This window comes from Vibrio kyushuensis, assembly GCF_050337325.1.
GTDB lineage: Bacteria > Pseudomonadota > Gammaproteobacteria > Enterobacterales > Vibrionaceae > Vibrio > Vibrio kyushuensis.
Genome location: NZ_JAKJSV010000002.1, coordinates 886,769 through 899,176, shown reverse-complemented (window position 1 = coordinate 899,176; position 12,408 = coordinate 886,769). Strand labels below are relative to the sequence as shown.

Sequence of the window (12,408 nt, the reverse complement as noted above, 5' to 3'; positions counted from 1 at the left end):
ACAAAAGCCACAGGTATTAGTATGTTTTTTAACAAGTTATTAGAGGAAAGGCACTCTGTTGTCACAGTGAAAGGAAAACGAACCAGCTGTAGGTACGACAAATACAAAAACGCCCAAAGTGATTAACTTCGGGCGCTCGCATAGAAAACGGTTAACAGCTAATCAATCTATTTATAGAAAGCTTCTACCGTTCCTTTTAAAGTGATCAACATTGGTTGGCCCCAACGGTCTAAGGCTTTAGGTGAAGGTACTTTTACCCAACCTTCGCTGATGCAGTACTCTTCAACATCATTACGCTCTTTACCTTTCAAACGAATACCAATGTGGTGCTCAAAGATTTCAGCCACGTGGTGTGGGCTACGAGGATTACCCGAAAGGCGATCTGGTAATGTTGGTTTCGATGTAGTGTCGTTCATGTTGGTGACCTGACTTAAATAAAAAGTGCGTCATTGTAGACGTTATAGAGAAACCGCTCAAGCTCTCTTAACATACTTAGCGGTCACTAGAATTTCTCCAGCGCCATCGACCTTACAATCCAATTGGTGGTCTTTGCCTTCTATAATTCGCTTTATAACCGCTTTGGTACCAATTTTAAGGTTTAACGAGCTTCCTTTCACTTTCAAATCTTTTACTAATGTAACTTTGTCACCCTGTTCTAAGATTTTTCCATTGATATCTTTCACAACAAAAACATCTTCAACATCTGATGGATTCCACTCATACGAGCACTCTGGGCAAATAAGATTCTCACGATCTTGGTAGACGAATTCAGAATTACAATTGGGACACGGAGGAAACGACATACAGTTTTACTTATACAAATGGGACTTGCGCTTATGGTAATCGCTCTTTTTGTGCTTGCCTAGTTATTTGATTAGCTTTACTTAATAGACGATGCAGAACACCAAAGGTAATAGGCTAGCAAGTAATAGTGTGTGGCCGACACTTGTACCTTCAAGTTTTGTAACAATGAAAGATTTAGGCGAATCATTTTCTATAAGGGTACTAGCAACAACACCCGCACTATTGGTTGGATCGCTATAACCAACTTTGTGTCCAGAAAACGACATAATTGAACCTACCCCAACAAGAATCAGCATTGAATAGAACGCATAGTCAGTTAGAAATGATAATTGTAGTATCCCAATAAAGATTTCAATGGTGAATACAATACTTAAAGAGATGACATTAGAGCCTATCAATAGTTTTAGAAAATTGGACATATAACACCCACCTATCCATATTGAACCTTTTGATAAATCATTAGTTTATCTGTCACAAAACGTTAGTATATGACCTGTGAAAATTAAACGCCATGTGTTTAACGTCAATTCAATCATTTCATAGTAGCCGTTAATAATTTGATGAAACTCTTACTATTGAACTAACGATATCATATTGATTAATTTGTATTTACTTAGGTTTAACCTGTTTAGTAAACTCTATATACAACACAATAATTCACAACGAATAAAGGGGCAAACATGGGGGAAGCAATAGCAAGCCTTCTGATTATATTTGGTAATCCTCTAGCTTACAGAGTCGGTAGACTATTAATTTCTATTTTGACTTTTGGCAAACTGTCTATCGAGCCATTACCGTCTAAATACCCTGTAAATTTTGTACAAGCATTCGATGACGATAAGGCTACTACATATAAAGCTTCTGACAGTTATGCCATTTCACATAAGGTTGTTTTAGCTGCTGGGTACTTTGTCATTCTTAGTCTCTTTTCTGCCGTTCTCTATAGCTTCCGAGATGTATTAATGGCAACTAAAGTGTCTTAGTCAATGTTTGGAGTGATACTAAAAAGGCCAAGCCTTATATAATTTAAGAGCCACTAAAAAGCAGCTCTTATTATTTGTGTAGATTAGCAACCAAAAGTTAATCAGTTAATCGGCTCCTTGTCATTTAGCTTAAAGTAAATATTTGCCACTACTTTCTCTGCTAATAGTATTGTAAAGACAACCGCAATAAACGCGATAACGCCATTCCAAGGGCCTGTAAACTGAATCTTATCGCCAAAGAACAGGTTAAGTAGCTCTAATATCAAGAATTTGGAACCGACGAGTATGGTATAGCTCGACACTGCGCGTATAACTTTCGGTAACAAGCCTTCTTTTGTCGCGAAGTAACCTGCTAATTTGTGCTCTGCTTGAATCGAAGCCTTAAGTAATACCTGTAATAATATTGCTGCTGAAAATGAAACTGTAAATGAAGAAAAACTAACTAAACCCCAGTATTCATTGAAGAAGTTAAGTACACACAAATCAACCAATATCGCTAGTGTATAACCAACAAATAGTCGCTGTTTTGTGTTAAATCCGTAAATAGGTGCTTTAGTCGTCATATTGTTCAACTCTCTTAAGTATTGATTAGTTAGAAAGTTCGTCCAATTACTTTCTTCATATCAAACAGGTGTATCTTTTTCGTATTCTAAGTAGCAAAAACAAGAGCCTGCCGATCAGGCTCTTGTTGCCATCTGTTACAGAGTATTTTTATAAATCACGCCATCTTTCATGATCACTTTCTTCGTTTCATCTTGAATGACACAATCAACACTTTCCAATGGGTTCCCATCAACAATAAGCAAATCAGCGTAAGCACCTTCAACAATATTACCTAGTTGGCCATCTTGGTATGGGTGCTGATAGGTCGACATTTCAAATAAACGACCGCAATTAGACGTTGCCATACGTAGCGCTGTAATGGTGTCGAAAGTCTCTTCAATCGCTTTGAGCTCTTGCATTTGAGTTTCGTGTACATTCGCTGTACCAACACAGTCAGTACCAAATGCAACATTTTGAATGTCGTACTTCTTGATTAGCTCGGCTGAACTTAACATCGCCTTACCGACACGCTCAGTCTTACGATAGGTTTCTTCATTCGGTAATGGAATCTTACGCTCTGCGATAAGTGACGCGGTAAAGTAAGATGGAACAACCCAAATATCCTTCTCTTTGATAATTTTCGCCACTTCATCATTCATGATCGTTGCGTGTTCAAAGCATTTAACCCCCGCCTCTGCCGCTCTTAACATTGCAGGTATCGTGTGTATATGCGCTGCAACGTAAGTACCGTAGTCACTTGCCGCTTCAACCGCTGCTTTCATCTCATCTAATGTGTATTGAAGCGTATCTAGCGGGTCAAAGGTAGATGATGCACCACCACCAGCCATTATTTTGATTTGAGAAGCCCCGTTAAATAGCTGCTCACGTACTGCTTTTAATACTTCTGTGCGACCATCAGCCACTTTGAACGTTCCGGTCTTCATTAGTGGCGAATCTTCGTGCCCATTGGTTAATCGCTCTTGCGCTTGGTTCTGGCGATAATCAGAGTGACCACATGTTTGTGAAATAGCAGCTTGTGAAGGAAGGATACGTGGACCCGTTGCATAGCCGCTATCAATCGCGTTTTTTAGACCTAAAGCGTTACCACCAACATCGCGACATGTTGTAAAACCGCGCATCAGCATCTCTTGTGAGATTTTTGCAGAGCGAATTGCGATTTCGTTTGTTGTCATCGCATCGAGAACATTAAATCCGGCTGAAAGCGTAATGTGTACGTGAGCATCGATAAGGCCTGGCATAACCGTACCGCCTTTAGCATCAATCACTTCATCAGCAATTGCTGGGTCAACCTGACCAATTTTAGTAATTAGGTTATCTTCAATAAGAACTGAAACATTTTCAGTTAATTTGTTATCAGTACCGTTAAATACATTTGCGTTCACAATTAGCTTTTTCATATTTAATATCTCTTTTTGGATTAAGCTCGTTAAGCTGATGGAGTAATCATACTCACCGACCTATACAAAGAATTGCCATTTGGTGACAATAAAATCAAAGCTAAAAATCGGAACTACAAAAGCATTAGAATCCAAAAAAAGCAGCAACCGTATAAGCTGACTGCCTCTGAACTAAAGGTAAAGAAGTCATTAAGTATTACTCTAAAACTAAGCGACTTCTTTATCATGGATTGGTACTAGCACGCCTAAAGCCACCATCACGCCGCCACCAATTAAGGTGTACCAAAAACGCTGCATGAAGACTGCATCAACAAGCTCTAGATTGAAAGGCCCAACTGCAATGATCAAAATCAACAACATAATAAAGGCTGCCGCTAACGTGTAGTTGTGCTCAAGAAAGACAAGGATCATATAAAGTGACAGGATAACGAATGACCATACGACTACCGTCACAGCCAGTGAAGACTCTAAGTCTCCTAACAACAAACCTAAAGGTAGATATGCCACGGCTCCAATGACCGTTCCACTTAATCGCTGCCAAGCTTTAGGGGCAAGGTTTTTGCTTATTGGGCTGTGAATCATCATAAACAAATACGCACCAAGAGCAGCCCCTGTTCTATCAATAAAACCAAGCAAAAGTATCAAACCAATACCCAGTGCTTTACGCGCCGAATACTTAATGTCTACTGCGCCCAATTTATGTGTCGGATTTTTGGGCATGTTACTACGTGGAACTGATTGATTCCCCAGCTTCGGTTCATCGCTTTTAAAGGATTCATTAGGCCAAATGAATACACTGGCAAATATAGCAGCTGCAATACCGATAACAACAGAAGCAGAGCGCTGTAGTATTAATTCAGATGCCGGAATATCAACAGGCATCATCATTGAAAGAAATAGAAAGCTTAAAGGCAAAATATATTTAGGAACACCGCGGTGATGTGTATCTCGTTCAAATAAAACCAGAATAAAGACAAACGCTGTGCATAAATATGGCGTATACGGCCAGGCGACCAACGATAATTGTACGGCTATAAGCGTCATTATAAGAGGATAGATAGCACCAAGAATAGTCGACCTAGCACTACCAAATTTTAGGTTAAACAAGAAATGAATAATGGCCACTTCAACCGCAACAAATGCTTCACCCACGTCATAAATATAGGCTGATAACAGTAAGACTACGATGGATAGAATGAACATTCTGTTACCCAAAACAAGGTACGGTTTTGGTGGCATCGATTTTTGAACAAGTGATTTTAACATTTGAATTTATTTCCGGATTATTGAGCAGCAGAAAAATGAATAGTTCTAACTAACACGTTTAGCTTCTCTACCTTCAAAGAAGTAAGCCATAAATACCAAGTAGACGGTGACAAGTAACATCTGAAAAATACGCATATAAAACTTATCATCAAGATCACCGCTACTCATTGATGTTCCCATGAGTACGGTAAAGCCAGTAAATGCGGTACAAAATATTGGGGCTTTTGTTGGATCGGTATATATTTTGGTTCCAAACCAAATAATGAATAGCAACATTACTAATAGGTAAACGTACATATTTGGCGCTAATGCGATGATGCTAAAGGCAAAAAATGCCACAATGCCGCCCAGCACATTACTCAAGATAAAAAATGCCGTCATTTTTCCCGCTTTCTCCGTGCTGGTCATTAAAGACAGCAACATGACAAATGCTACGGTCAGCAATACTTGTGATAGCTGAAAATAGAAGAAGAAACTCACTAGTGGAAACGAAATCATCCAAGCACGAACCGCTGCGGCCCATCTGAGATCACTCGGGAGAGGTGACGGGGGGAAGCCTCGAAATTCCTCGCCACCTTCTTCGGGAAAGTAGACATGAGACAGAGCATAAATTGCTACCGACACAATACCTGAGAATGCAAAACCCACCCCTACATCCAGCGCAGCTTGCTGATCAATAATGGTTACTGACGGAATCAGTATTAACGAGATGATCAAAAACGTCGCGAACATGACCCATTTAGGATCAGTAAATAAGTAGTAACCCCAGAGCATGGTTAACGAAAATAGCGCTAGAAATGAAAACTTATACTCAGGCAACCCGGTCGATACAATAAAGCCAATTATTGCGGTTGAAATAAGGGCAAAACCAAGTTGTTTGACATGCAAAATATGGAACTGTGGTTTGTCGACAACAAATTTTGCTGTGAGTAACGGAGCACAAAAAGCCAAGGGCCAATTAAGCCATACTGCTAAGATTGTGGCCAAACCTACGGCGGCAATATACCGTAGGATTTTTCTCTCCTGCGCACTATCAATATTATCGAACATAAGAGAACCAGCTTACTAGGCGGATCCAAGCATAGCCAAGTGCGTTAAACAGGGTATTATCGCCGGTATAGACAACGACATCCGCTTGTCCACCAATGCGCATCACCTGCCCTGCATCTTGACTGTCTAATTGAATCGTAACGGGCATACGCTGCGAATCTCGCATCCAGCCGTTTTGCTTCTTCACGTTTGCAAGTGACCCTGCTTGTCTGTTCGCTCCCCACTCAACACCGAGATCTACTGACTTAACCGTTCCCTCATAAGTCTCTCCGGGTGCATAGTCCAGTGCCACCTCAACCTTATCCCCCGGCTTTAAGTTGCCCATACTGTTTTCACGAAAAAATGCCTCAACCCATAGGTTGTCTTCTGCAATAAACGTCATTAAAGGGCTTCCTGCCGAAGCATAAGCACCTTCTGACAAGTCAAAGTTGGTGACCGCGCCGTCAGAAGGCGCTCGAAGTGTTGTACGTTCCAGATCGAGTTGTGCTTTCTGTAATGCTAGCAGTGCAGCTTGAATTTGTGCGTTGTCTTCACCTGCGGCTCCAAGCTGAGTTTTAATGCGATCAAGATTCGCGTTAGCATTTAAAACATTTGCTTCTGCTTTATCCAGCTCCGCTTGAGTTTTGTCTGCATCGGCTTGAGACACTAAACCTTTGCTCGCCATTGCCAAAACTCTCTGTCCCTGACGTTTGGCATTGTCTTGAGAAACAATAGCCGTCGTCAGTTTGGCTTGTGCTGAGACAATATCAGCCATTTGTGCCTCTACCTGCTGACCAGCTAGTCTTAATTCTGTTTCAGCTTGATCAACGGCTATTTGATAATCTATCGGGTTGATTTGGGCCAGCACGTCGCCTTTTTTGACCAGTGTATTTGGCTCAACTTGAATACTTGAAACACTTCCGGAGACTTGTGGGATCAAAGAAACCGTGCTCCCTTCGACACGGACGTTATCGGTTGTTGGAATAATTCTATCGCCAACTACACACAGGCCGATAGACAATAACGCCAGTGAAAGTACCGTATTAGTCGTTGTTTTAACTTTATTATTTTTCTTAGTGTTTACTTGATCTACTTCGGGTTTATCTGCCATGTTCATTCTCACTCTATGCCGAGTTATACCAGTTGCGTTACTAGAAACCATAACCTCTAGCCGTCATCAATAAATGCCATTTGACGACAAATTTTTTTTTGGTTTAGACGATAGTAGAAAAATCAAAACAGACGTATTAATCCATTCCTAATAGCAGCCGAATAGAGTACTAATGACGAAGAATTAAATGGCATTAATGATTAGATTAAAAGGCGGTTTTGAATAGGGAGTTGGCTGGGTAGTTTATTATCGTTCGATTATTGAGAGGTAGTGGTGTTGAATACTAACCATTACCTCCTTTAAAAGCTGAGAACGGCTAATCTGTCATTATGCTGCTGTTGAGCTTATTAGCACTATCCAGGGCTAACTCAAAGTCATACTCCTCTAACTGATCGGCTATCAACCTCAACTCATGAGCGTTCGCCGAATGTTGAGACAATAAACGTTTCGTCACCGCCTTCGCCTCAATATCATACGACTCAATCAATGAGATAAGTTGGAATATTTCTTCTGATGAGATTGGCATACTCTCCTCCCCATCTAAATCTAACAACTGCGCGCGACTTGATGCTAAGTATTCATTTAGTCTTGGCTCTAACCGAGTCAAAGCAGATGCTAGTTGAGTGAGTAACCCTTCAACTTTAATCTGGTCGATTTTTTTAGTAGATAGACTCTCTAACTGTGAAAATAACTCACTAGCCTGCCTTGCACCAATCGCTGAAGACGTGCTTTTTAACGTGTGTGCGTAACGCTCTATCTCGACTGTTTTGTCGCTGGCAATCAGCTGATTGATATCAGGAAGGATGGAGTTCATTTGTCGGTTGTAGCGGTCCACCAACTTATGAAGAAGCTCTTTATCTTGATTGCAATATTGAAGCGCTAAAGCCTCGCTAAACACTCTGTTATCTTGGTTGTCATTAGCTTCAGCATTAGTAGCTTCACTTGTCTCCCCTTTCGTAATCCAAACGCCAAGCACTTTAGCAAGCTCTTCAATAATCATGGGCTTCTCGACAAAATCACTCATTCCACATATACGAGCTTTCTCTCTTACCTCTTCAGTTCGGTTGGCTGACATCGCTATAATTGGCGTAACACTGTCAAAGCGACGAATTTCGGTCGTTGCGGTTAAGCCGTCCATAATAGGCATTTGAATATCCATTAAAATAGCATCGTATTGATTGGACTTAGCGAGGTTAACCGCCTCAAGTCCATTATTTGCTACCTCAGAGCCTACCTTTAGCTTGTTTAAGAACGCTAACGCTAGATCTTGATTGGTCTCATTATCTTCAACTAGCAACACCCGCATATTCTGAATAGCTTCAATACCCTGTAATGCTCCGCCAATATAGCTACTTTCGATCGTATTCTGATTAGTTAAGAACTCAAGTTCAAAATAGAAACAGCTCCCTGTTCCTAATTCGCTAGTTACCTGAATTTCGCCGCCCATAGCATTAACCAGATTTTGACTAATATTGAGGCCAAGCCCCGTTCCTCCATACTTTCTGGTTGTCGAGGCATCAGCCTGAGAGAAAGCCGAAAACAGTTCTTCTTGTTGCTTCTCTCCAATACCAATACCTGTGTCTTTTACTTCAAAACGTATTCTCGTATGTTGCTCATCACTCGATACCAGGCTCACCATTAATGACACTTCACCAGAAGGCGTAAATTTAATCGCATTACCAATTAAGTTAAGCAAGATCTGAAACAGACGAACTGAATCCCCTATTAAGTCATTAGGGATTAGCGGGTTAGCAGATAAGAGAATTTTAATAGGTTTATCTTGTGCTGAAACTGAGGTGATATCATTCAACCCCTCTACGAGAGCGTTTAGCTTAAACGGAGCGGATTCTATCTCTAGCTTACCAGCTTCAATTTTTGAAAAATCTAAGATGTCGTTAATAATGCTCAATAGAAATTCAGCCGAACGGTGAACCTTCCTCACATAATTTTTCGCTTGGTCGCTCTGCTGTTCTTGCAGCGCAAGGTATGACATTCCCAATATCGCATTCATTGGTGTTCTTATTTCATGACTCATATTGGCCAAGAAGTCTGATTTCGCCTGATTAGCTGCATCGGCTTCTATCATTGCTTGACTCAACTGAACATTAAGCTCTTTTAACTCAGAAATATCATAAGCCCAAAACAGCGTCGCCATTTCACCTTCATTTTTTATGAGGTAATAACTCGTCAACGCTGTAAATAGCTCTCCTTTCATGTTTTTCAGTATGAGCTCTTTGTTTATAATCGTCTGTTTCTCTATTAACTCTTCATACACTTCACTTCTGGTATCTGTACTTGGGTATATAGACTCGACATCAATCTCCCCTACCTCTGCCGTCGCGATTCCAAACATCTCAAGTGCACGATCATTGGTATAGACGACCTTATCATTTTGAACAATTGCCGCGGCTATAGGGGATGCATTCAGTACATCAAACAACTGTCCTTGTAATCGAACCGCTTCAGCCTGTGCTTTTTTAGTGTGCTGAATTTGTGTTTTTAAACGGCGATTCCAAGCCAAACTGATTAAAATAAACAACACAGAAAAAGCGGACACAATATAAATTAACTCGTAATTCGTCCTGTCTATGTATTTCGGTGCCGACCATTTTGATACGATTTCATTGCGCTCTCGTTGATCGATAGAACGTATGGCTTTATCTATGATTGAATACAAAATTGGCTTGTCACGTGATACATGGAAAGTCGGTGAAACCATATAGTCCGAGCGACCTAAAATCCTCATTTCATGATACCCATGAGTATTAATCAAATAGTTCAAGACATGGACAGTATCGAGCAATGCGTCTAGCTCATTCTCTTCAACACTTTGTAAACCTTCTACAGTACTGTCGATCATCACCCATTCAATATCTGGGTAACGGTTAGTAAGCTTATTTGTGTTTGAAGCACCTTGTAAAATACCGACTTTCCAACCAGATAAATCCGCCAGTAACATTCCGCTGGCATCCACTTTAGATGCAATCGCAAGAGGACTTGAAATCAACGCTAAGCTGCTTTGATAATCTCGAATAAATGCTTTATTTTCAACGGCAGCAGAGATAACGGTAACTTCCCCACTATCGACCAACTGCTTGGCTTCCGTCCAAGAGTTCACATTAACCGGCTGAATAATCAACCCTGTTTTCGATTTAATTATATCGATAAAATCAGCCACCATACCGACATATTTACCCGTGTCGTTAAAGCCTTCATAGGGTAATGCATTCGGATCAACCGCCACCCGCTGGACTGGGTTTGACTTAATCCACCGCAGTTCAGTTGGGGTTAAATTAAGAATCTGGCCAGTTAATTGATTCTCTGCATATATTTTTTCAATGTATTGCCGTTCAACTTTACTAAGGTGTTTAAAAAACTCCAACGACGGTAAATATGCGTAGCTATTCTCGGTATTTTTAATATCAAAGTAGAAGGTAACGGTCCCAACTTTAACATTACCTGTTTCAGTCAAATAGACACTATCTTTACTCACGCTAATGTAATTCGACGTGTCAAAGCTTTGCACTGATTGTAATCCATCAGGTGTACTAATCACGCTATACAATTTTTGCCCATCATTGTTACCAAAGACTTCCACAGCAGCAATATCTTGAGATAAATCGAATATCTTAATAACCGATTCCAACCCTTTAATATCATCATTGTATAGATACATCGCCATTACTTGAGCGATAATATCAGCGCGTTGTAATTGCGGCCGAAAGTCTGTTTCAATATGACTTTTAACCAACTCTCGCATTGCTGGTTTATTTTCGATAATGCTACTTAATGACGCGTTAAAACGATCTCTTAACGCGGCATCTCGGAATTCGAGGTAGATAGGGTAAGTCTCTAAAAAATCATCGTGTATTTTAATTGCCTTTCGATTGAGGCGACTTTCATGTTCCAGATACCAATCTAAAACTCGCTTTTCAACGATGACGATATCGACTGAGTGATCGTTCAACGCAGTAAACCCAACCTTTAGGGAAGGAAAATCGACTTTCGATTTAGGCTTTACTCGATCTGAAAAAATATCAAACGCTTTTCTACTCGGCGAGTCGCCATCTTGCAGCACTGAGCCTATGTTAAGCTTATCTTCAATATTGGATTCCGTTAGCATCACCTCACGCGCTTTAAGTGAGATTGCGATGTACTCTAATTTCAGTACAGGATCTGAGTAGTAGTGATCACCCTCCTTTATTATTGTGATTCCCGAATTAAAATCGACGTCTGGATCAACCCTTAGTATGTCTTTTCTCGTAGAAAATGATGCTCGGTGAGACTCGCCAATTTGAAGGCCCATGTTATTGAATATTTTTTGGAGAAAAGCGTATTCAAGCCCAACAGTGGCGGAATCTGCGTACATATATGGAGGGTTACCAAAATCAAATGCAGCATTCACCTTAATACGGTGAGGGTTATTTCTTAACCATTTATTAAGGATGTAATTTTGTGCTTCATAACTGAGTTGAGTGAGTGCTTTATTGAGTATGCTTTCAAGTATTGCCTCATCTTTAGGTAGGGTTATTTGCGTAAAAGATTCGCTCCAATTTTGTAGTATACCATTGGGTTTTAGGTCTAAAATTCCCAACTTGTCGGCTAGCGCCATCGTAGAAACTAGCTCACCGATGACACCGAATGCCTCTCCATTTTGAATAGCGGTCAACGCTTCCGATCGCGTTTTGTAGCTTTTTAGCTCGATATTCGGAAAACTCTTTTCTATCCAATTAGTTAAATCATCGCCTTTGATTACCGCAAGCGTTAGCCCTTTTAACTGCCCCGAATTACGTACCAAAGGAGCGGAAGAGTGAGTAATGAGCTGTTTTTGATATGGTAGGTAGCGGCTAGTGTAACGATAATCGCCCTGATTAATCGCTTTGTTAAAACTCACAGGAAAAATATCCACCTTACCCTGATCTAAAAGCTCGTTCGCTTCTTTCCAGCTGGCTGTAAAACGATACTCAACTCTCATATGGCTTAGGTCAGCCAGTTCTTGAATAAAATCTGGAACAATGCCGTCTGCATCTCCCCTACTGTTTCTAAACATGTAGGGGGAGTTATCTTCTAATATCGCTACGCGTAGAATCTGTTTTTTTGCTAGCCAATTCATTTCTTGCGTTGTGAATTCAGTGTCATGAGGTGCCTCAAGTAACGAACCTGCATGCACTGGCATTGATGGTATTAAATGAGTAGAAGCAAGTACTATGAGCAACAAAGATCGAACCAATTTCATAACGTAACCACCCATCAA

At 40.5% G+C, this 12,408-nt stretch carries 10 protein-coding genes; 1 reads left to right on the top strand and 9 read right to left on the bottom strand.

Translation table 11 applies throughout. The annotated features are described in order from the left end of the window. Positions 1-167: 167 nt before the first annotated feature. The 3 genes from L4D20_RS03985 to L4D20_RS03975 all read right to left on the bottom strand — a co-directional run bounded on the left by L4D20_RS03985 (position 168) and on the right by L4D20_RS03975 (position 1,223). A complete protein-coding gene (locus L4D20_RS03985) occupies positions 168-416 on the bottom strand; it encodes a DUF3297 family protein (RefSeq protein ID WP_428800248.1) in 249 nt (82 codons plus the stop codon). A 57-nt stretch (positions 417-473) separates the two neighbouring features. Next, the gene (locus tag L4D20_RS03980; protein WP_428800247.1) at positions 474-803 is read right to left on the bottom strand and encodes a zinc ribbon domain-containing protein YjdM; all 330 of its coding nucleotides are present in this window, start codon (positions 801-803) and stop codon (positions 474-476) included. Between the two features lie 81 nt (positions 804-884). Beyond that, positions 885-1,223 carry a hypothetical protein gene (locus tag L4D20_RS03975; RefSeq protein WP_428800246.1) on the bottom strand — a complete coding sequence of 113 codons (339 nt, stop codon included), beginning with the start codon at positions 1,221-1,223 and terminating at the stop codon, positions 885-887. Between the two features lie 261 nt (positions 1,224-1,484). Between L4D20_RS03975 and L4D20_RS03970 the strand changes: the two genes are divergently transcribed. Further along, positions 1,485-1,787, top strand: a complete 303-nt coding sequence (locus L4D20_RS03970) for a hypothetical protein (protein ID WP_428800245.1) — start codon at positions 1,485-1,487, stop codon at positions 1,785-1,787. Positions 1,788-1,888: 101 nt separating this feature from the next. Here the strand turns inward: L4D20_RS03970 and L4D20_RS03965 are convergent, their stop codons facing one another. From L4D20_RS03965 to L4D20_RS03940, 6 genes are all read right to left on the bottom strand, one after another. After that, positions 1,889-2,350, bottom strand: a complete 462-nt coding sequence (locus tag L4D20_RS03965; protein WP_428800244.1) for a hypothetical protein — start codon at positions 2,348-2,350, stop codon at positions 1,889-1,891. Positions 2,351-2,485: 135 nt separating this feature from the next. Continuing rightward, positions 2,486-3,748 (bottom strand): metal-dependent hydrolase family protein, encoded by a 1,263-nt coding sequence (locus L4D20_RS03960; protein ID WP_428800243.1) that lies wholly within the window; start codon positions 3,746-3,748, stop codon positions 2,486-2,488. 207 nt (positions 3,749-3,955) lie between these two features. Next, positions 3,956-5,014, bottom strand: coding sequence for an FUSC family protein (locus tag L4D20_RS03955; protein WP_428800242.1), 1,059 nt, complete (start codon positions 5,012-5,014; stop codon positions 3,956-3,958). A 45-nt stretch (positions 5,015-5,059) separates the two neighbouring features. Then, positions 5,060-6,064, bottom strand: coding sequence for a DUF2955 domain-containing protein (locus L4D20_RS03950; RefSeq protein ID WP_428800241.1), 1,005 nt, complete (start codon positions 6,062-6,064; stop codon positions 5,060-5,062). After that, the gene (locus L4D20_RS03945; protein WP_428800240.1) at positions 6,054-7,154 is read right to left on the bottom strand and encodes an HlyD family secretion protein; all 1,101 of its coding nucleotides are present in this window, start codon (positions 7,152-7,154) and stop codon (positions 6,054-6,056) included. The genes L4D20_RS03950 and L4D20_RS03945 overlap by 11 nt, the downstream gene beginning before the upstream one ends. Before the next feature lie 316 nt (positions 7,155-7,470). Further along, on the bottom strand, positions 7,471-12,405 hold the full coding sequence (locus L4D20_RS03940; RefSeq protein ID WP_428800239.1) for an ATP-binding protein: 4,935 nt from the start codon (positions 12,403-12,405) through the stop codon (positions 7,471-7,473). Positions 12,406-12,408: the final 3 nt, after the last annotated feature.